Origin of the sequence: Staphylococcus sp. 191 (assembly GCF_011174885.1) — a bacterium.
GTDB lineage: Bacteria > Bacillota > Bacilli > Staphylococcales > Staphylococcaceae > Staphylococcus > Staphylococcus coagulans.
In genome coordinates this window covers 34,970-57,334 of sequence record NZ_PNRJ01000008.1, presented here as the reverse complement: position 1 = coordinate 57,334, position 22,365 = coordinate 34,970, and the positions used below count along the sequence as shown (strand labels likewise).

General features: G+C 37.7%; 15 protein-coding genes and 1 pseudogene. 9 read left to right on the top strand and 7 right to left on the bottom strand.

What is annotated here, in order from left to right:
• Positions 1 to 605: 605 nt before the first annotated feature.
• Positions 606 to 890: pseudogene (locus C1H58_RS07360) on the bottom strand (halocin C8-like domain-containing protein); the annotation flags it as partial.
• 578 nt (positions 891 to 1,468) lie between these two features.
• Here C1H58_RS07360 and C1H58_RS07355 point away from each other — a divergent pair.
• A complete protein-coding gene (locus C1H58_RS07355) occupies positions 1,469 to 1,909 on the top strand; it encodes a (4Fe-4S)-binding protein (protein ID WP_060829249.1) in 441 nt (146 codons plus the stop codon).
• Positions 1,910 to 1,947: 38 nt separating this feature from the next.
• Positions 1,948 to 2,838 carry a VOC family protein gene (locus tag C1H58_RS07350; RefSeq protein ID WP_165545811.1) on the top strand — a complete coding sequence of 297 codons (891 nt, stop codon included), beginning with the start codon at positions 1,948 to 1,950 and terminating at the stop codon, positions 2,836 to 2,838.
• A 400-nt stretch (positions 2,839 to 3,238) separates the two neighbouring features.
• Here C1H58_RS07350 and adhE read toward each other — a convergent pair whose 3' ends face one another.
• Positions 3,239 to 5,839 (bottom strand): bifunctional acetaldehyde-CoA/alcohol dehydrogenase, encoded by a 2,601-nt coding sequence (adhE, locus tag C1H58_RS07345; protein ID WP_165545810.1) that lies wholly within the window; start codon positions 5,837 to 5,839, stop codon positions 3,239 to 3,241.
• A gap of 285 nt (positions 5,840 to 6,124) precedes the next feature.
• Here adhE and C1H58_RS07340 point away from each other — a divergent pair, with 285 nt between their 5' ends.
• Positions 6,125 to 7,543, top strand: a complete 1,419-nt coding sequence (locus tag C1H58_RS07340; protein WP_165545809.1) for an anion permease — start codon at positions 6,125 to 6,127, stop codon at positions 7,541 to 7,543.
• Positions 7,544 to 7,777: 234 nt separating this feature from the next.
• Here the strand turns inward: C1H58_RS07340 and C1H58_RS07335 are convergent, their stop codons facing one another.
• Both C1H58_RS07335 and C1H58_RS07330 read right to left on the bottom strand, forming a co-directional pair.
• Entirely contained in the window at positions 7,778 to 8,305 is a 528-nt protein-coding gene (locus C1H58_RS07335) for a transcription repressor NadR (RefSeq protein ID WP_165545808.1), read from the bottom strand.
• Positions 8,292 to 9,398, bottom strand: coding sequence for a cysteine desulfurase family protein (locus tag C1H58_RS07330; protein WP_165545807.1), 1,107 nt, complete (start codon positions 9,396 to 9,398; stop codon positions 8,292 to 8,294). The genes C1H58_RS07335 and C1H58_RS07330 overlap by 14 nt, the downstream gene beginning before the upstream one ends.
• Before the next feature lie 106 nt (positions 9,399 to 9,504).
• Here C1H58_RS07330 and C1H58_RS07325 point away from each other — a divergent pair, with 106 nt between their 5' ends.
• From C1H58_RS07325 to nadA, 3 genes are read left to right on the top strand one after another with little or no spacing between them, the layout of a single operon-like run.
• Entirely contained in the window at positions 9,505 to 11,073 is a 1,569-nt protein-coding gene (locus C1H58_RS07325) for an L-aspartate oxidase (protein WP_165545806.1), read from the top strand.
• Positions 11,024 to 11,857: a carboxylating nicotinate-nucleotide diphosphorylase gene (gene nadC, locus C1H58_RS07320; protein ID WP_182280769.1), complete on the top strand. Its 834-nt coding sequence runs from the start codon at positions 11,024 to 11,026 to the stop codon at positions 11,855 to 11,857. The genes C1H58_RS07325 and nadC overlap by 50 nt, the downstream gene beginning before the upstream one ends.
• On the top strand, positions 11,858 to 12,958 hold the full coding sequence (gene nadA, locus C1H58_RS07315; protein ID WP_165545805.1) for a quinolinate synthase NadA: 1,101 nt from the start codon (positions 11,858 to 11,860) through the stop codon (positions 12,956 to 12,958). It abuts the gene before it with no gap.
• Positions 12,959 to 13,045: 87 nt separating this feature from the next.
• Here the strand turns inward: nadA and C1H58_RS07310 are convergent, their stop codons facing one another.
• Positions 13,046 to 13,996, bottom strand: a complete 951-nt coding sequence (locus tag C1H58_RS07310; protein WP_165545804.1) for an alpha/beta hydrolase — start codon at positions 13,994 to 13,996, stop codon at positions 13,046 to 13,048.
• Positions 13,997 to 14,016: 20 nt separating this feature from the next.
• Positions 14,017 to 14,817: an arylamine N-acetyltransferase family protein gene (locus tag C1H58_RS07305; protein ID WP_165545803.1), complete on the bottom strand. Its 801-nt coding sequence runs from the start codon at positions 14,815 to 14,817 to the stop codon at positions 14,017 to 14,019.
• Between the two features lie 409 nt (positions 14,818 to 15,226).
• Here C1H58_RS07305 and C1H58_RS07300 point away from each other — a divergent pair, with 409 nt between their 5' ends.
• Entirely contained in the window at positions 15,227 to 15,322 is a 96-nt protein-coding gene (locus C1H58_RS07300; protein WP_165545802.1) for a type I toxin-antitoxin system Fst family toxin, read from the top strand.
• Positions 15,323 to 15,602: 280 nt separating this feature from the next.
• Here C1H58_RS07300 and C1H58_RS07295 read toward each other — a convergent pair whose 3' ends face one another.
• A complete protein-coding gene (locus C1H58_RS07295) occupies positions 15,603 to 20,075 on the bottom strand; it encodes an endo-alpha-N-acetylgalactosaminidase family protein (protein WP_165545801.1) in 4,473 nt (1,490 codons plus the stop codon).
• Between the two features lie 435 nt (positions 20,076 to 20,510).
• On the opposite strand from C1H58_RS07295, the gene C1H58_RS07290 reads away from it, so the two are divergent.
• Together C1H58_RS07290 and C1H58_RS07285 are read left to right on the top strand one after the other, a co-directional pair.
• Positions 20,511 to 21,221: a GntR family transcriptional regulator gene (locus C1H58_RS07290; protein ID WP_165545800.1), complete on the top strand. Its 711-nt coding sequence runs from the start codon at positions 20,511 to 20,513 to the stop codon at positions 21,219 to 21,221.
• A gap of 25 nt (positions 21,222 to 21,246) precedes the next feature.
• Positions 21,247 to 22,362, top strand: a complete 1,116-nt coding sequence (locus C1H58_RS07285; protein ID WP_165545799.1) for an SIS domain-containing protein — start codon at positions 21,247 to 21,249, stop codon at positions 22,360 to 22,362.
• Positions 22,363 to 22,365: the final 3 nt, after the last annotated feature.

Sequence of the window (22,365 nt, the reverse complement as noted above, 5' to 3'; positions counted from 1 at the left end):
CGATGTTAGTAGTCATTTTTAAAATGCAATGAAATCTCAAAGGACAAGTTACTCTATTTTATAATTATGAGTACATCCAAACATTGCGACTCTATCCTAACTGGAACTGGCAAATCAATCTTGTGTCTTATTTAGTACAGAGTCTTTTATCTCCATTCTTAAGGAAGCTTTTTTCAATTTTTACTGTTATCTTTTATGATTTTGCAATCTTGATTTTAAAAATTGTATAACGAATATGCATATCAGAATACTAACAATTGTACAGTTTTAGTTACACAAAAGATCAAAATTCTAGTATTGGACTTTATCTTGAAACTTTATCTAATTACTGGGTTTTTTGTCAAAATTTTTTCTCAAACTAAAAAATTGAAATTGCTGTTTTATCAAATCCTAAGAATATTTTATATTGCTGAGTTATTTCTATACATTATTGAGGCTAAGAAGGAACTCATCTCATTTGTTCTATAATATAAAAGACTCCGAGTTACTCAGAGTCTTTTAATCTCATAAAGTATTATTTCTTCTTATTAAAATACATTAACGTAATTACAATAGAGTATACAAAAAGAAATATCATTATAAACATTGTCATGTAATCGCCTTCCCTATTTACAGATGTAATTAGTTGCACCGTTACAACCCAGGGATGTTATTAGACCGCAAATTGTGGCTAAAGTAAATCCTCCCCAACCGGTTGTGATACCTAATGCAGTAGCTGCTGCCCAACATCCTCCTGCACCACCTGTACCACATAACGCACCGACTGCTCATTCGCACCATCCACGTTCTTTAGGAGGTAAGTTTTTAAAGGATTCGTCTTCGATTTTATCTTTAGATGTAACTTTAAATTCTTTATCATAGTAATGACCTTTTTGACTTATCTTTACCTGTTATTTGAATTCGCTCACATATTATCAAACTTAAAACTTTACTTGGTCTAAAATTCTTAAGTGTTGTATTTTCGTTCCTAAATGTCACTTTATTTAAATAAATAATAGTTTTTAAATAATACATATTTTTATCATAACTATCATTTTGTAATTTACTGTTACCTCAGTCGAGCATATAAAATTCATAAGACTTCTTTTATTTATGAATCTCACTTTCAAAATATACTGATAAGCAATATATAGAGCCTTATTCTTTTTTCAGTAGTCAGTAAGATTTGTTTGATTTTACTTTCCTTGTGCGATGGATTGAGGGGTAATGATCAGTATGAGATCACATCAATCATCATTGGACGCTATATTTTGGAATGAAAATAAGATTCATTTTATACGTAAAGTGTATTTAGATGCAATTCGGGTATAGGTGTTGTGTTATCAAAATTAACAGCGAGAACATGTTGCTTTACTTTCGTTACAATTCGTTGTAGTATAATTATTATACTAGGTATTGAATGAAATGACTGTCAATTATGAAATGATACAGGTATGTTGTTTTAAAACTCAAGAATGGAGTGTTTGCATTGGCGAAAAAGTATACCGGATCAGATATCAATGTCTATTTTGAGCCTAAACGATGTGTACATGCGACGGAGTGTGTACGTGGATTAAGTCATGTGTTCGATGTCAATCAAAGACCGTGGATTAATCCGGATAACGATACTGCAGAACATATCGCTGAAGTGGTTGAGCGTTGTCCAAGCGGTGCGTTAACTTATGAGCTGGCTTCAAATGAGTTAGAATCACACGACGAAACGAGAGTCACTTATGGTGATAATGGAGAGATTTTCTTATATGGAGATTTTTCTCTTGTTAAAGACGGGGAAGTCATGCATTTAAATAGAGCCATTTTAACAACAGATGAGACTAAAACAGATGATCCGCCTTTTTATACGAAGAGCTTTCAAGGACAATCGGATAAGTCTCGTTACTACAAATCAATTCAAGATGACAATGAAAAGTAATGACAAAATACTGTGAACAGAAAGAGGAGGAAGACAACATGGAAGCAATTAAAAACATCCATCATATCTCAGCAATTGTAGGACATCCAAAAGAAAATAAACAATTTTATCAAGAAGTTTTAAATTTACGTTTGATTAAAAAAACAGTGAACTTTGACGATCCAGGCACATATCATTTATATTTTTCAAATGATAATGTAGACCCAGGTACAGTGATTACGTTCTTCCCATGGGCGAATGCCAGAGAAGGTCGTGTCGGAAGTGGTCAAGTAGGTCGTATTGCATTTAGAATCCCTAAAAATTCTAAAGACTATTGGATTCAACGTCTTAAAGACCATCATGTAGAAGTGACAGAAACATCTTTATTCCAAAGACCAACAATTGAATTTGAAGATATACATGGTCTTGATTTAGCATTAGTGGAAAGCGATGAAGAAAGTGATACGAATAGTATTTTAGGTTTTCATGGTTCCGTATTGCTATCACTTCGTCCTGTTGAAACATTAAAAGAATTAGTAGATGATTTAGGCTTAGTAGAGCTTGAACACACTGAAGATGCGTTTCATTTTGAAACAGTGGGCGAACTCAAACATCATATCATTATTCCAAAAACACCAATGAGAGAAGGCCGTTGGGGTGTAGGTACAGTACATCACATCGCGTGGTCTGTGGATGATGAGAATGTACAAAAAGATTGGCAAAACTATTTAGTGGGCGAAGGTTACCACGTGACTGAAGTAAAAGATAGAAATTATTTTAAAGCAGTTTACACTAAAGAACGTGGTCATATCATTTTTGAATTTGCGACTGTTGGACCAGGTTTCGACCGTGATGAACCTAAAGATCAATTAGGTCAAAAATTAATGTTACCACCACAATTTGAAGCAAATCGTGAAGCATTAGTTTCAAAATTACCTGAATTAGATTAACGATTGGATTGTAGTATTTAAAATCCGAGGCTTTTTAACCTAATGGGAAAAGTCTCGGATTTTTTATTTAATTTATTAGTAATTTATACAAACGAAGTCATATAATACGAAGTTTCATCATAAAAAGGAAGCGCTAAGACAATTTTCTATTAAAATCATCTTAGCGCTATTTATTATGGGATTGATTGTCCCAATATTTTTAACGTTCTTCAGCATTTTATGACTAAAATTGATACATCGACAATAATGGGGCGCCCGGGACAATGCAGTTTGGGTATAGTTGAATTGGGCTGCGTCCCTCATTGGTTTTATGAGGGTTAAGAGTCGTTTACGGATAAAGGTGTAGCGATGTCCCAGGCGCCCCGAATTTTAAATTTGAATAGGTGATGCTGAAAAATCGTTATGCTTCACAATCATAAGCGGCTTGAATGATACCTTTCAGTTCACTGATTAAAGGTTCTTTTGGATTGGCAGTTGTACATTGGTCTTCGTAAGATAATTCAGCCATACGATCAATCGTCGCATTGAGTACTTCTTCTGTCACACCTTGTGATTTTAAGTTCATTTTTATTCCGACTGAATGACCTAACTCATAGACAGCTGTAGCAAGAGCTTCCACAAGTTCTTCTGTTGTATTTCCTTTGAGTCCTAAGAATTTAGCGATGTCTGCATAGTCTGTATCCGCTCTGAAAAATTCGTATTTAGGGAAAAGGGTATGTTTTTGCGGATCTCTAGCATTATAGCGAATAACATGTGGCAATAAGATTGCATTTGTACGTCCGTGTGGAATGTGATATTCTCCACCGATTTTATGTGCAATTGAGTGAGAGATACCTAAAAATGCATTGGCAAATGCCATACCTGCCATTGTTGAAGCGTTATGCATTTTTTCTCTTGAAATTTTATCACCTTTTTCGACAGATGATTTTAAATATTCAAAAGTAAGTTTAATCGCTTGTAAGCTTAAACCTCTTGTATAATCAGATGCCATAACAGATACATAAGATTCAATGGCATGTGTTAAAACGTCCATCCCTGTATCTGCTGTTACACTTTTTGGCACACTCATTACAAATTGTGGGTCAACAATGGCAATGTCTGGTGTAAGTGCATAGTCAGCGAGAGGGTATTTAACATGTGTTTCACTATCTGTGATAACAGCAAATGGTGTCACTTCTGAACCTGTACCTGAAGTTGTAGGGATACAAATGAATTTTGTGTTTTCAGGTTTTCCAATTTTATACGTACGTTTACGTATGTCTAAGAATTTTTGTTTAGCGCCAAAGAAAGATGTTTCTGGGTGCTCAAAGAACATCCACATTGCTTTCGCAGCATCCATTGCAGAACCCCCACCAAGCGCAATGATTGTATCTGGTTTAAAAGTTGTAATCATATCGAGACCGCTATATACAGTATCTGTAGAAGGGTTCGGTTCAACTTCACTGAATACTTTAATTTGAGGTTCAATTTTTCTACGTCTGAGGACGCCTTCCACTAAAGATGTATAGCCGAATTCCACCATACCTGGGTCACAAATGATCACAACGCGCTCTACTTTATCCATTTCAGCTAAATAAAGAAGTGAATTTTGTTCAAAATAAACTTTTGGTGGCAATTTTACCCATTGCATATTGTTGCGGCGTTTTGAAATCGTTTTAATATTAATTAAGTCTGTTGCAGAAACGTTATGGGAAACTGAGTTTTTACCATATGAACCACAACCTAAAGTTAAGGAAGGAATTAATTCATTATACATATCACCAATACCTCCAGCAGATGATGGTGTATTTACAAGAATACGACAAGCTTTCATTCTAAGACCAAATTTTTCTTGGAGTTGTTCATCTTCAGTATGAATGACAGCTGTATGACCTAAGCCACCTAAATGTAGCATTGCTTCACATAAATCAAAGGCGTGCTCTGTTGAAGTGGCTTTGACCATAGCAAGTACAGGTGAGAGTTTTTCTTTTGATAAAGGATAGTCTTCACCGACACCTTTTAGTTCAGCGATTAACATTTTTGTGCCTTCCGGTACTTTAATTCCAGCCATTTCAGCAATTTTTACAGCTGGACGTCCTACGATGTCAGGGCGCACTGCAGAGCGGTCATCCTTCATCACAGCTGCTTCTAATTTTTTGAGCTCATTATTTTTCACAAAATAACATTGATGTGCTTCGAATTCTTTTTTAACTTCTTGATAGATGTCTTTATCTACTATTGCGGCTTGTTCTGATGCACAAATCATTCCATTATCAAAAGTTTTAGAACCGATGATATCGTTGACAACACGTTTAATTTTAGCGGATTTTTCAACATAAGCAGGGACGTTACCTGGTCCAACACCTAAAGCAGGTTTACCTGTTGAGTAAGCAGATTTAACCATTCCAGAACCACCTGTAGCCAATACTAATGCGATGCTTTCATGGTTCATTAATTGTTTTGTTGCTTCAACTGATGGATGTTCAATCCATTGAATACAATGTTCAGGTGCGCCGGCACGGATGGCTGCTTCTAAAACAACTTGGGCTGCTGCTTTTGAAGATTGTTGTGCACTTGGGTGGAAAGCGAAGATGATCGGGTTACCTGTTTTAATTGCTATGATTGCTTTAAAGATAGTCGTTGATGTTGGGTTAGTTGTTGGTGTTACCCCACAGATGATGCCGACAGGTTCAGCGACATATGTCAAACCTCTTTGGTCATCTTGATCAATGATACCGACAGTTTGATCATCTTTAATGGAGTTCCAAATATACTCAGATGCATAGAGGTTTTTAATGGCTTTGTCTTCGTATACACCACGTCCTGTTTCTTCACAAGCATGGCGAGCAAGTGCCATATGTTGATCCACCGCAGCCATGCTCATTTCATGAACGATGTGATCAATTTCAGCCTGTGATTTTTTTGAGAGTCCTTCAAGGGCAGCTTGGCCGTTTTGAGCCAGCAGATGAATCATTTCAAAAACATCTGTTTCTTGTTTCTGTTCTTTTACTACTGTAGTCATATTGAATACCTCCCACTATATTGTGAATAATTTCACAATCATTATAGTATACTCTTATAAAAAGGTAAAGGTTTTTCATATAAAGAAAATAAATTTTTAATAGAAAATCAGTGAATTATTATTATAATATGTATAGAAAAACGTTAGCATATAAGCACTTTTATTCTTAATTTTATATTTGTTAAAAAACTGTGAATATTTTAAGAGTGTCGATTTATTTATGAGAACGGGCTATGTTACTATTGGTATATAATAATCATTTAAAAAAATAAAAGGAAGATGGTTATGGAAAATAATGTAAAGTATCATAAATTTATTATTCCAATTGTGGTAGGTTTATTGATTTGGGTGTTGATGCCTTTCAAGCCTGATGCAGTGGATCCTCAAGCGTGGTATATGTTGGCGATTTTCGTAGCAACGATTATTGCTTGTATTACACAGCCGATGCCGATTGGCGCTGTTTCAATTATCGGTTTTACACTGATGGTCGCTTGTGGCATTGTTGATATGAAAACGGCTGTGCAAGGGTTTGGCAACAATAGCATTTGGTTGATTGCGATTGCGTTTTTTATTTCAAGGGGTTTTGTGAAAACAGGGCTAGGACAACGTATCGCATTACATTTCGTTAAAATATTTGGTAAGAAAACCCTCGGCTTAGCCTATTCGTTGGTCGGTGTGGATTTGATTTTGGCACCTGCGACACCAAGTAATACCGCACGTGCCGGGGGAATTATGTATCCTATCATTAAATCCTTATCGGAATCATTTGGTTCCTCGCCGAAAGATCATACGGAACGCAAAGTGGGTGCTTTTCTTATTTTTACAGAGTTCCAAGGTAATTTGATTACAGCAGCAATGTTTTTAACAGCTATGGCTGGTAACCCATTAGCACAAAATCTTGCAGAGAGTACAGCTAAAGTACAAATTACATGGATGAATTGGTTTTTAGCTGCTTTAGTACCGGGTTTGATTTCTTTAATTGTTGTGCCGTTTATAATTTATAAAATCTATCCCCCAACGATTAAAGAAACACCAAACGCCAAAAGTTGGGCGGAAAAAGAATTAGAAAAAATGGGGAATATCGCATTACAAGAAAAGTTTATGATCGGAATTTTCTTAATTGCGCTTGTTCTGTGGATTATTGGAAGTTTTGTGCATATTGATACAACACTCACTGCTTTTATTGCATTATCTTTATTACTTTTAACAGGTGTGTTGAATTGGAAAGATATTCTTAATGAAACCGGGGCATGGAATACTTTAATATGGTTCTCAGTACTGGTACTTATGGCTGGTCAATTGAATGAATTGGGCTTCATTCCTTGGTTGAGTCATGCGATTGCGCACAGCCTAGGTGGACTCAGCTGGCCTATTGTATTGGTTATTTTAGTCATTTTCTATTTTTATTCACATTATCTATTTGCAAGTGCGACCGCACACGTCAGTGCGATGTACGCAGCGTTATTGGGTGTCGCAATAGCAGCGGGTGCGCCACCATTGTTCAGTGCTTTGATGCTTGGCTTTTTTGGTAACTTACTTGCATCCACAACGCATTATAGTAGTGGGCCTGCACCTATTCTTTTTGCATCAGGCTATGTCAGTCAACAGCGTTGGTGGACGATGAACTTTATATTAAGTATTGTTTATTTTATCATTTGGTTAGGTATTGGCTCGCTTTGGATGAAACTGATTGGCATTATGTAAGTTGAGGCTTACGATACCCATCATACAGCACTTGAAGATGTGTCTTCAGCTGATGCCTCGAGCTTAATGAGCTTGAAAATGAAAATATGCTCTTTTCAAAGTGGACATTGAAAGCATGGAAACTTTGAAAGGAGCATATTTTTTATAGATAAGTGAGCTACAACGCGTGTTTGAAGTTGTGACAACTCATGATGGTTTTATTTTGAGCGTATATCATCAATGCGTCATCTTTTATTATGATTGAACGTCAACGATAAAACCTTGTTGTTGTAAGTCTCGAACGGCATTATCAAGTATTTTTTCGGAATCTGCTGAAATGGTATGCAAATGAATCAAGTCTGTTAATTCTGCTAACATTGTGCCTTGATATTTTGCCATATCCTCAACAAAGGATTGAATGTTTTCAATGGATTCAATCATCAATTCAGCTTGGATCGTACCGTAAATAGGGTGTTCGACAGAGACATTATCAATCATGGCACCATTTTCAACAATGGTTGTTAATTCTTTTTCGATTTGCGTGTCGTCATGCTCACACATGATGACACGTTTAAACGGCCTTCCTTGAGGTTTATCATTGAAGAAATAACCTTTGCTAGTAGAGTGAATAGGATAATCTTGTGTTTTTAAATGAGAAATATCTTTAACAATAATTTGTCGAGAAACGTCAAACATTTCACTCAGATCCCCGCCTTTAATGGGTCTATCCGATTGTTTAAGAAGCTCGACTATTTTTTTGCGTCTTTTTTCAGCTGGACTCATTGGTGGGCACCCCTTTAAAAATATGATCAATTTGACTAAAGCACTGATCAATTTCATCGATTGTCGTTTCTTTTGAAAATGAAATTCTAATATATTGATCAGGTTGTAGTTGGTCATGTTGGATTTTATGAATCAGGCCTTGACTCAATAATACCCCATGACCACAGGCTGTTCCAGTGGAAATGCATATATTCCGACTAGACAGTGACTGCATTAACCATTGACCTTCAAAGTGAGGTGTCATTAAACCTAAAATATGGGGTGCTTGCTGTGTGAACGTTAAGACTGTGAAACCAATCATTTCAGCGCGCTGTTTTGCATAGTGGTGGAGACGTTGTAAATGGTCGAAATGCGACGTTAAGGTCAAAGCTTTCGTCAGTGCAAGAATACTAGGCAAGTCTAGTGTACCATTACGTGTTCCCTGTTCATGAAAATAATGTTGATTTAAAGGACGGACATAAGCATGAGACATGGCGACTACACCGCTCCCTTTTGTCCCATGGAATTTATGCCCAGAAAACGAATAGGAAGTACAGATTTGATCGAGTGATGTGCGTTCAATCTTTTGTACGGCTTGAACACCGTCCACATGAAAAGGAATATGGTACTGATGTGCCAGTGTCGCTATCGCTTCAATAGGTAAGATGTAGCCTGTCTCAGAATTCACGTGCTGTGCGATGATTAATAAAGTGTCTTGATTGAGCAACTGTTCGAGCGCAGCGATATCAATTTCAGCTTGGTCGTTTAATGGCATTTGAACGACCGTAATTTGAGGTTCGTATTGCGCAAGTGCAGCCCATATAGAAGGGTGCTCATAAGGGGAGACCACGACGGTCCCTTGTTTGTGTGACGTTAAATAATTTTGTATCGCGATTAAGTTGGCGTGTGAACCGCTTGTCGTAAAAAGTATCTCTTTCGTCGTATTAAAGTAGCGTTGAATATAAGTCCGACATGAATGGAGTGTTTCTTTTATCATTTCTCCGCCAATGTGTAGACTTTCGCTATTAAAGTACATTGAGGCTTGTGCTTCTTGATAGAGCGATAGCACTTCAGAATCAGGTTTAGTTGTCGACGCATTGTCTAAATAAATCATTATTTTTTTCCTCCACTTGCATTTATCGTTTTTTTGTGACAAAATCAGTGCGTATATAAATGTCAACATATATGTATATATTAGTGTAAACAGATGTGTAAATAAATTGCGTGTTATTATTGTCGGTAGTGGTATTGCAGCTTTATCATTCATACGCGCTTTGAAGTCAGACATTGAAGTGATTTGTGTCACTAAAGACCGTCTGAGTCAAAATAATAGTTACTTTGCACAAGGAGGCATTTGTTTTTCAAAATATGAAGAAGATCAAGGTGAACAGCATGCACGTGATACATTTGAAGCAGGGGCGCAAATGGGAGATCTTCACATGCTTAAAACGGTCATCCAACAAAGTTATCCGCTTATCGAACAGTTGATAGATGAAGGTTTGCCGTTTGATAGAGACGAAATGCAACACTTGCTTTATGGTATGGAAGGCGCACATCAGAAACCTAGAATTTTACATGCTGGTGGGGACCAGACAGGTTATTACATCGCGCAACATATGGTGCATCATTTGAGTCATCCACGTTTCACAATACACGAAGCGATGGAAGTCATCGACCTTGTCAAAAATAGTCATAATGAAGTGTGTGGCGTTTTAGCTATCGATGAAAATCAAATCCAGCGCACGATTGAAGCAGATGCTGTGGTATTTGCATCTGGAGGTGTGAGTAATGTTTTTACAACACATTCGAATGTGTCTGAGAGTGTGGCGACCGGTGCTGTGATTGCTTTACGTCATCAATTGACACTAGAAAGTATGGAGATGATTCAATTTCACCCAACATTGCTAGGGACACCTGATCAAGCTTATGGTCTCGTCTCAGAAGCTGTACGTGGCGCGGGAGGCGTGTTAATCAATGATGAGAATGTTGCATTCATGGATGATATCCACCCTATGAAAAGTTTGGCACCTCGAGATGTGACGAGTCGTGCTATTTTTCAACAACAACAGCAAGGTCACCAATGTTACATCGACATCAGTGAAGTGGCACATTTTGAACAACGTTTCCCTACCATTTTTAAAGCAATTCAACGAGACATGCCTCAAGCATTAGCAGAAAAAAGAATTCCTATTACGCCCGGTGCGCATTATACGGTTGGAGGGATTCAAGCAAATATTCATGGCCAAACGCAAATCGAGAATGTGTTTGTGATTGGGGAAGCCGCTTGTACTAATTTCCATGGTGCGAATCGTTTAGCGAGTAATTCATTGTTAGAAGGCTTAGTCATGGGAGCGAACTGCGCGGAAGTGATTAATCAGCATTTAGTGCATGTAAATTGGGAACCACAAGAACAGGTGTGTCATATTCCAATCATTCAGCGGCAGCATGTGCAAAAAGTACAACAATATAGCTTTGAAGTTTTAGGTGTCGAGCGTGAACAAAAAGCGATGGCACACTATTTGCAAATGATTGAAACGTTATTAGATGATGCACACCAAACAAGCACAGTCACTCATGAAACATGGCAAAATTACAGTATTCTTAAGTTGTTACAGACGATATGCCATTCCGCATTAAGGCGAGAAGAGTCAAGAGGTGTACATTATCGAAAAGATTATCCAGCACGTGAAACAGAATGGCAAGACAAAGTGATAGAAATGAATAGGGGAGGTCAAGAACATGTTGAATCGGTTGTCCGTCAGAGAAAAAATCAATCAATATTACATTGAAGATAACCAACAGGGAGATTTGGCGACGCGCATTTTTGATCGCTATTCAGAAGGCACACTCATGATTAAAGCGAAAGAAGCGGGCATATTTTGTGGAGAAGTCATCATTGCAGAAGCTTTTGCATTACTTGATCCAACGACTGAAGTGGATCAAAAGATTAAAGATGGTGCATCCGTGCAGGTTGGAGAGATTATCGCAGAAATTACAGGCACGATTCCGACGCTTTTAACGATGGAACGTATCGTATTAAATTTGATACAGCGCATGTCTGGGATTGCGACGATGACACAACGCATCTCACAACAAATTGCCCATACCGATGCACGTATTGTCGATACACGTAAAACAACGCCTGGACTAGCAATCTTTGAAAAGTATGCAGTAACTGTTGGAGGCGGATTGAATCATCGACGTTCATTGAATGATGGTTTGATGTTAAAAGACAATCATATTGATTTTAGTGATTCAATGAAAGAAGCGATTGAAAAAGCTAAAGGCTTTTTAGGCCCAATGGATAAGCTAGAAGTTGAAATCGAAAATGAAACGATGTTGAAAACAGCGATAGCAGCAGGTGTAGATGTCATTATGTTTGATAATCAACAACCAGAGTGGATACAGCAGCATATTCATCTCGTTCCAGATTTTATTCAAACGGAGGCTTCGGGCAATATCAACGAAGAGAATATTGTCGCGTATGCCGAAGCGGGTGTTGATTTTATTTCTATGGGTGCTTTATTTTATGCTTCAAAAGCGCTTGATATTTCTGCAAAGGTTGTGATGTAATTGTTTAATCCGATGTTAACAGCGACAAAATCTATTCCTGAACACTATTTGAAAATGACACAAGCAGAGTTGGAAAATCATATTCAATCGATTAAAGACACATTGGGAGACCGTTTGTTTATGCCGACACATCATTATCAAAAAGATGAAGTGGTTCAATTTGCTGATATTACGGGTGATTCATTAGAGTTAGCACGTATTTGTAAAGCAAACACGCAAGCGGAATATTTTGTATTTAACGGTGTGCATTTTATGGCAGAAACGGCAGATATACTCACAGACGACCATCAAGATATTTATTTGCCCGATTTATCTGCAGGATGTTCCATGGCGGATATGGCGAATATTCAACAAGCGCTTCATAGCTATGATGTTCTTACACAACAATATCATCTAGATATTTTGCCACTCACTTATGTTAATTCGACAGCAGCCATTAAGAAATTTGTGGGTGAACATGGAGGTTCTTGTGTCACAAGTGGTAATGCAAAATCAGTTGTTAAATGGGCGTTGCAACAAGGTAAAACGATTTTGTTTTTGCCTGATCAACATTTAGGTCGTAATACTGCCTATGAATTAGGTGTACCTTTAGAACATATGGCAGTCTGGGATCCGATTAAAAAACAATTAGATTACGACGGACGTGATGATCAGTTACGTATTGTATTGTGGAAAGGACATTGTTCTGTTCATGAGAAATTTCATAAAGCGCATATTGAAATAGGGCGTGAAAAAAATCCAGAAGTAAACGTGCTCGTGCATCCAGAATGTCCGTTTGATGTGGTTCAAGCAGCAGATTATGCAGGTTCAACACGTTATATTATCGATAAGATTAAAAATGCACCAAAGGGGTCGTATTGGCTCATTGGGACAGAGATGAATCTCGTAGAGCGATTGAAAAAGACGTATACGGATCTGCATATTGAATCGTTAAACCCACTGATGTGTGCGTGTTTGACAATGAATCGCATTGATTTACCTCATCTTGCGTGGTGTTTAGATAAGATTATGGTTGGAGACCGAGATCAAATTATTAAGGTAGACCAAGAAACTGCGAAGTATGCGAAACAAAGTTTAGATCGTATGCTCAGTATCACATAATATAAGAGATAAAAAATAAGCGTCTGAATCATTGGCATGTCACTTGAAAAGTATACTTACAATCCAGATTCAGACGCTTAGCACGTTTTAGTCATAAAATGCCCGTTTCAACGCATTGACACGATCATGATAGATTTGGCGTGCCACACGTGCTTCAGGAATAAGTTCACCAAGATGAAATAAGCCAGGGTATATATGCAGTTCAGTCGATACACCTGCTTGTATTAAACGTTGTGCATACTGAATTGCTTCATCGACAAATAAATCTAAGCTACCTACCGTAATCAGCGTCGCAGGTAATTGTGACACATCTTGTCGTTGCGCAGGGACTGCGTAAGGTGGAAGCGTTGTTTTCTCGAATGCTTCGCCGAGATATTGTTGCCACGCAAATGCATTCATTTCATATGTCCAACCGTAATGACCTACATAAGGATTAGTGGGACGTTGATAGGTTGTCGCAATGTCCAACATTGGAATATGCAGATTTTGGAATACGATATTGATTTCATGACGGTCTTGTGCGAGTTGTGCCAAGCTAGCAGAGAGTAAGCCACCTGCGCTACTACCGCCAATGGCAATGCGCGACACATCGATATATAGCGCATCCGCATGTTGAACGACCCATTTCAACACACCATAACATTCATTTAATTGCCCGGGAAATACGGTCTCAGGGGCAAGGTGATAGTCAATAGACACAACGAGACAATTGAGGTCATGTGCAAGACGTGCATTGTCTTGATTATCCAAATGCGCATCACCAGAGATTGTGCCACCGCCATGCATATAGAGATAAACAGGCCGTCGTTGTTGACTTTGATGGGGGTTGAACAGCAACACATCGACCTCTCCTACTTCAGTCGATAAAGTTTGCTTATCAATCGTTACATCCAAGTCAGCGTCAACTGAGGTCTTGGCATGGCGAAGGATTTGTTGACGATAAGCTTGTAAAGTTTCGGTTGAAAGTGTGGTGCCATACATTGTTGAGGCGAAGTCACGTAAGTCACGATCCAATTTATCAATATAAGGCAATTCCATATTTAAGGTTTCCTTTCTCTCTACTCTGTTTCCTCAGGTTCAAAAAATAAAATCGGTGTCTGAGTAATGTTAAAATAATCTGCTAAAAATTGACGATAATTTTCTCGAGTTACGGGGCGTTTTTCTTTTTTACCTTGGTCAGTCACTGTTAAATTTCTTCCAGTCATCGTTACATGACCTGTTTCCCAATTTTTAACAAGTAAAGGGTCCGTCACAAAATGTGAATCTAAACTTGTTTGGTTATAAACCATCGCATTTTCAAAGTCTCTAAATTTTAGATAATGATCAACCGCACGATATTGAATTATCCATTGGTCATTCATTTTTTTTAGTAAGTCAAATGTTGTATTATCAATATATTTGATTTTATAGACCTGTCGTTTTGTTGTATCTTTTACAATTTCGCCACTAAGTGGAACCGCCATTAATGGGGATTCGCCAAAGCCGGTTTCAACTAAATAACGTGCGCCATTGAGTGTCGCAATGGTCGTCATATGAACATTTTCAGCAGCCCATCCTTTTTCTTCACCTTGATTAACGGTAGCTGCAATGAAATGCATATCATAGCCGTGTTGACTCAAATATTCATATGTGAGTCGATTGTTTTCATAACAGATTCCCCCTTGATGCCGTTCTGTTATTTTTTGAATCATGGATGCATTATTCACAGCAAGAGGTAAAAGATTTTGAACATTGATATTTTCAAACGGGACATGTAACACATATTGACGAATATAATGATTCAAATGCTCTAATGTCGGTTCAAAATGAGCGGGCTTATTCAAACCGATAAATGTTTCTAACTTCGTAAAATCATACATCTTCATTAACTCCCTTCAAAATGACACACACATATTTAACAGATGACGCTAAAAAACGTCAATATCATATGGATTGAATATCCAACAAAGCAGATTGGAAAACGGAACTAATTCCGTTTGTTAAGTACAATAATATATTGCGTATAAAAATGAAAGTGTCTTGCTCAAAGGGATGTTTTTAGGATAAATGATAATGACAATTTTACGATTAGATACAAAAAAGAATGCGCAGTCAAATCGGGATAATGAACAAAATATTAAAGTTAAGCAACAGAGTCTGTAAACGCTATATAATTAACATATTTAGCCTTATCGGAAGCTATCTGTAACTCAGACATTCCAGATGATATCATAATTAAGATCGCCTATCTCTCAGGCGTCAATTTAGACGCAGAGAGGGGTGCTAAAAATGACAGATATCTTTGTTCACATCACGACCACAGTCATCAGTGGTTGTATCGTTGCGCTATTTGCATATTGGTTACGTAAGCGTAGCGATAAATAGTCAACATAACCACACTAAAAACCCCTCACTACTGCCATAGTGAGGGGTTGGTGCATCAAATGCAGATATCCTTATTAATTGCATTTATAAACTGCTTAGTAGAAAAATGCAAAACATGTATTCAGACTAATTAGGCTAAATTGAATTTCTGAAAGGGTCAGGGACAAAAAACCTACCTTGAGATAGCACTTATGGCAGTAAATATTAGCATACTAGCAAGATAAGTGCGATTTATGAATGGAACTGGACGTCAATATCCTGATTCTGTGTCTAAAAATGTTTAAGAACGCTGTGTTGGCTTTTTACGGCGTGTGTGGCGGAGTCCAAATACAGTAGTGAAAAAGCCAATCATTGCCATGAGTAATGGTGTCGTTGATGTTTTCGATGGTGCACCTGTATCTGGAAGTTGTTCAACACGCTTTTGATTAGCTGATGCTTTAATCATTGTATTTGTACCTTGCGTCATAAGTGTTGCAACTTGCCCATGTTTTTCAGATGAGATGGTTGTTGATGTACTGATATAAGGCTGATCCATTGAAATTGAAGCGACACGGTTTTGTATCTGTTGTGTTGATGAATTTTCAGTATTTGTTGAAGGTGATGATTGTGCGTTGTCTGATGTCGATTCATGTTGATCTGGTGTTGCGTTGTGGGATGGTGAGCTTGTTTGAGTTGTGCCTCCAATAGGTTCCTGTTTTATTTGCTGATCAGTCGGGTTTTCAGGAAGACTTGTGTTGTCAGTAGAACCATCGCCACTCGGTCGTGAAGGGCTGTCTGATGAAGGGGTATCATCGATTACATCATCGACTGGTCGAATAATCAAATTATCGAGAATAAAATCTTTTGTGCCTTCAAAATTGACTTGCCCGTTATCTTTGACACCTTTTGTATCAGGTTGAACGTCTGTCGAATATATGCCAATCCATGTTTGTCCATTTTCATTTCCTGTCACTCGGAATGTCACACGTTGTGCATGGGGATAATCGATTGTATTTTTTAATGGTGTAATCTTGAAATTACGATTTTTTGAAATATCTTCGTGACCAACTGCAAAGGCGTAACTACCGTCAGAACCAGATTCGTAATCAAATGAGACTTCGTATGTTTTGCCGGGTGTGAAATAGAAATTTTGTGGAATCGTCTGAATAACCATTTTATCTTTGCCCGCTTGACCATTCACTTTGAGCGACCAATGACCTTGAATGACATCATCAACACGTTTATTATTCCATCCTCTTTGTGTATAAGGCGCATTTTTTTCGGATAAATGTGTGCGGTTATCTTCTACCCCTTCAATTTCAGAAACAACAAATGGGAATAATCCTTGAGGTACAGTTTCGAAGTCTTGTTGGAAAACACCGTCATGCATGAGTATTGAAGGATTTTCTACGACACGAATATCATCTAAATAAGTGGCGCCTTCTCCTGCTTCTCGACTGATAGTGAAATCAACTTGCCCGTCTTGAGGTGCGACAAAATACAAATACATATTTTGGAAGTAGCTACCGCCGCCTTTATAAGTTTCTGACACTTTACTTGTATTATGTGCATCCGCTTTGACATAGTTTTTGGCAATCGATTGTTGCGTTTGGTTTGTCGCTAAAACTTGACCATGGTTTGAAACTGCAATTTGTGTTTGAGCTTTACTTCGGTTGTCGACACCAACGTATAGCGCGTAACGTTGCCCGGGTTTTAAATCTGTCAGTTGCTGTGTCAACTGCGTCTTTTGTTTCAAGCTATCAATCTTAAGTAGGTCATTGTGCGCTACAGATTGATATATACCTACTTGTTCGACATCACCACTGATTTGCCATGCATCAAGTTTTTGAGAATTAAACCCAGCATCTTTAATGTGCATGCCTTCACTCCAATTGACATCTTGTTGATGAGATTGTGGAACTTGATAAATCACATAAGGTGTTTCTGCTTTGATATGATCCAATTTAATTTTATTATTATCGACAGGGATTGTTTTCATGTTTGTTCGCCCTGTTTCAGTCAATTCATATAAAATGACTTGGTCCGTGTGCCATGTATCAGGGAGTTGCCAAGTTGATGAGCCGCCTTTTTTATTCCAATGATAGAGCTTTTGTTGACTTCCTGTGAGCGGTTGCCCATTTGCATCCCAATTCCAAGGAATGAGATACTGCTCTCCGTCTAATACAGTGTGGCCATTGAGTGAAATTGTGCGTGAACGATAGTTGTTAATATCGTTTTCATAGTCATTTGACTTGCGTTGAACAGTGACTTTGTCGCCTGCATCATTTTGTAAATCTACGGTCATTTCAGGTGTCCAATTGATTGTTTTGCCGTTCGCTGTCATTTTGACAGGATGACCATCTTCAATACGCATCACTTTATAATGCTGTAAAAATTTAGTAGGCAAATCAACATCAAATATATTTTTAATATAAGTATTGTAATCATTACGTCCTTGCCAGCCTTCAAAGTCTTTCATATTATAGCCACCTAACAGTGGAAAATCTGCTGCACCAGAGTGTGGTGCATGATTTGCAACCCAAGAATCTTTTTGGTGGTTACGGATGAAACGTGCGACCTCTGAGTTGATACCTTTACTTTCATAAGTCCCATATGCAATATCTGTTGCCCAGTGTTGGAAGGTTGAATCGTATTCCATACCATGTCCCCATTCGACACCGACACGCCAGCCTAAGTCATTAATTTCTTTAGCTAATTGATGAGAAGGCCAAGCAGAGTTGTCTCCAGATTGTTGGTTGCCCCATACATCAACATAGATAAAATCTAGGCGATCGCCGACAATCTCTTTAAGGGCTTGAAAACGTGCTTGACGTTGATGTGTCAAATCGTAATCAGCATTAATGTTAAAACCTTGATCGAGCCAATTCCATCCATAACTATAAGTGCCATCTTCATTTTTCTTTAATAGATCAGGATTGAATGCTTTAGATTCTGGATACGTTTCTGAAGCGTTGATATGCACACCAAAACGTGCACCATAATCTGCTCCTTTTGATAGTAACGTGTTAAAGTCGTTAGCGCCTCCGATACGTTGTCCGATATTGTCATAATCTAAATGACCAGAATCGTGACCTTCACTGTTATAACCTTTCAATAAAATAGATTGACCCAAGCCATCTGTATTCAAATAAAACTTTTTAACCCCATCTAATGTTTTTAAAAATGGATTTTGTGCTTGTGACCCAAAATTCATTGCGATGCGATAACCTACAAGTTCAGGGACTTCTTCGTACTTATAAGGATTGTTCATAATATTGCGGTAGGCAATAGCCCCATCTTGCCAATTGATTTTGCCATCTTGATTTTCATCTTCAGCAATGGCGATTTTAATGTGTGGTAATAACCCTTGTGTTTTTGCATCCTGATGTGCTGGTGAAGGTTGAAGTATCCATGGTGCGGCACCTAACCCAACTGACACGCCGTCATCTGTTTTGACACTAGTTGCTGCTACACGTAAAAAATCTTGGCTACCGCCAACACCAATTTGCGCATTACTCCACAATCCGGCACTGTATTGGTCATTTGAAACAAAGCCATACATCATTAAGTCGTTAAAGTCAGAATCAAATTGATCGTCTATGTCGTATGATTTATCGCCACTGACCATTGTGTTTGTCGACATTTTTGTTGTTTGAAGGTGTGCATCTCGTTGTTGGTTGTTGACTGAGACGAGGGATTGATCTGCAAAACCGAACGAACGCACAATCTCATTCGGATTATGGTTGCTATAGTCTATCATTTTTAAGTCAATTGTACGATCCACTACAGACAACTGGAATGTGAAATGAACATCTATCGCATGTGCTTTGTCTAACGCGCTCAATTCATATTCAGCTGTATGGGCGTTGACTTTTTTGTAGGAGACGGTTGGCGTTACGATTTCACCATTTACGATGATTTGTCGGTTATCTACTACTTGACCGTCAACCGTTTTGCCATTCTTTAATTGGTATTGTTTTACAGCAGGGAAATTTTTATCAATTTTCACTGTCATTTGATTGGACTGTAACAAATCTACAGTTGGTTCAGCTTGCATCATTTTTGATGACGTATTGTTTTGTTCAGTCTGAGCCACTGATTGTGTTTGTCGTGGTGCTGTTGCAGTAAGTTTATCAATAGTACTGACGTTCTGAGGTGTAGTTGGCTTAGGGGCATCATGTATGACTAAAGGTTGGGCTTGAATGACATCAGATTGTTTGACGTTTTGAACAGTCCGATTTTGCGTTTTTTCCGTAGGTGATGTCTTGTCTAGTTGTTTGGTTTCAAACGGATGTGCTGTTTTATCTTCACTTTGAGCATTTTCAACTTGCTTAAAAGTCGATGGTTGTGATGTAACGTTGTTAATTTGAGTCTGTGATTGTGCTTCGTTGGAATGTGTTGTTGGAGCTAATTGTGCATCTGTTGGCTTATCATGAGTTTGACTTGCTGTTTGAGAAGGAGAGTCTGTTGATGCTTGTGGTGTATCACTCTTTGATGTTTGAGCAACTTCAGGTATTGTCTGCGTATGAATAGTAGCATCATCATTAACGGTATCATCTAACTGTTTAGTAGCGAAGGTGTCGTCTTCAGATGATGATGAAGGAGTCGAGGTTTGATGGGGGGACTGCGTTTCTGACGATGGTGTATTATTTGTTGATTCTGATGCAGACGCTGTTGATGACGCAGAAATATAAACAGTAAACCCTAATAAAACTGAAGCGGTTCCAATGGCATATTTACGAATACTAAAATTTTGTTTTTGTCTATTTGTCATTTTTTAAGCACTCCTAATCTTTAGTAATCGAATTGAATATATAATTTATTTTGTTTTTTGTAAACCCTTCCAACGCTGTAGTGACAACGTTTTAATATTATTGTAAGTCGAGAAATAATACCAGTTTTTGAGGGAAATGAAAGATTATGAAAGATGTAAAATTGCACAATAACGCTTGTTTGAATGGTTTTATATCGTGAGAATTATAATTGGAAAATAACAAGTGGTTATAACCAGAAAAACATCTTAAAAAATATTTAAAATTTTAAAAATTTTAGCATAGAAAGATAAGTAAAATTTTAAAAATGTCTATTTAACAATAATAATAAGGCACAGGGTGATTATTGGAAGTGAATGATTATCATAATAGTCTTGACAAAATAGCAAATTTACATTTATGCTTTAAGTGGTTATAACCAGTAGGTGGTGAAAGTGATGTCAGAGAAAATGCCCTTGTATTATCAAATTTATCAAGGGATACACGAGCGTATAAAATCAGGAGAATTTAAGGAGGGAGATAAGATACCTTCAGAGCGCAATCTATGTGAGGAATTCGGTGTGAGTCGTATTACGGTGCGCGAAGCGTTAGAGCGTTTAGAAAAAGATCGTATTATTAAGCGCGAACATGGTAAGGGTTCATTTGTACTGGGAAGTCAATATAATCAATTTTTAAATGAGCTATATAGCTTTAAAGATGAAATTGAGAAGAATGGTGATAAGGCGAGTACGAAAATGTTAAGTATTAAGCTCATCCCATCTACGCCTTTTTTACAAGAGAAAATGCAGTTAACGCCTTATCAATATGTTTATGAGTTAAAGCGCATACGTCTTTCCAATGATGTGCCTTTAATCTATGAAATTAGCTATTTGCCGATGCGTTATTGTGAAGGATTAGAGCAATTTGACTTCAATGAAGTTTCGCTATATGAAACGCTCAATCAACATTATGGGATTCAAATTACGAACGCCTATGAAAATTTAACAGCGAGTAAATTAAGTCGCGAAGATGCCAAACTGTTGAATGGCGTCGTTGAAGATAGTTGTATGTTTATTGAACGCTTTAGCTATATGGACGATGCGGTGATTGAATTTACACAAAGTGTCGCAAGCGGTCATAAATACAAGTATACGGTCAAGTTAATGTAAAAGAATGAGTGAAGGAGGGATTGTTGTGTTACATGATACACATACTTATCGTGAAATTAAACAACAACCAGCAACTTTAAAGAAAACATATGATTTAGTACAAGAACAACAAGCACGATTTAAAAATTTCATTGCCAAAATTGAGCAAGAAAATCAAGGTAAAAAACTAAAGGTACTCTTTACGGGTGCAGGTTCAAGTGCTTATGTGGGGGACGTAGCCCGCATGGCACGCAATACAGATGTCTTACCGAATTTTGAATTTGAGTCAGTTCCGACAACGCACTTTGTTACGGACCCACAACTCTATATTGATCAACAAACGGCATATCTGTTAGTGTCCTTTGCGCGTTCTGGTAACAGCCCAGAAACAAAAGCGACAGTCGAGATTGCCAATCAACTTTCGAGCCATGTTTATCATTTGTTTATCACAAATAATAAAGATGGATTTTTAGGAGCCTATAATGAAAGCGTTAACAACGTTTTTAAAGTAATCTTACCTGACGAAACGAATGACAAGTCTTTAGCGATGACTTCAAGTTTTTCATCCATGTTATTCGCGAGTTATTTATTATTCGGTGGCAAAGTAAGTCCAAAATTCTTTGACATTGCGTCATCTAATTTTGATTGGTTAGAATCTCAAGCTGAAACAGTGAGTCAGTTGGATTTTTCGAAAGTGTTCTATGTTGGAACAGGTTTAATTGGCGAACTCACAAAAGAAGTCAGTTTGAAACTCAATGAATTAACGGCAGGTCAAACTGAGATTGCACGTGAAACGACACTTGGCTTTAGACATGGTCCGAAAGCTGGATTGAGTGCAGACGCCATTTTTATTATGTTGCGCAGTAATCAGCCTTATCGTCGTCAATACGAAAAAGATTTAATCCAAGAAGTTGGACAAGTCAAAGATCGCTATCAAACTTATATTTTAGATGGGCAAGCAAATGAGAATGACAATACAGTCAAATTACCTCAGTCTGAAGAGCTCACAGATATGGAATTAGCACTACAATATTTGATTTTTGGACAATTGCTTGCAGCTAAACGTTCTGTGGCACTCGGTTTAAATCCTGATAATCCTAGTCCTGATGGCTTTATCAACCGTGTTGTTAAAGGTGTCACGATTTATCCGGTTGAGGGTTGAGCC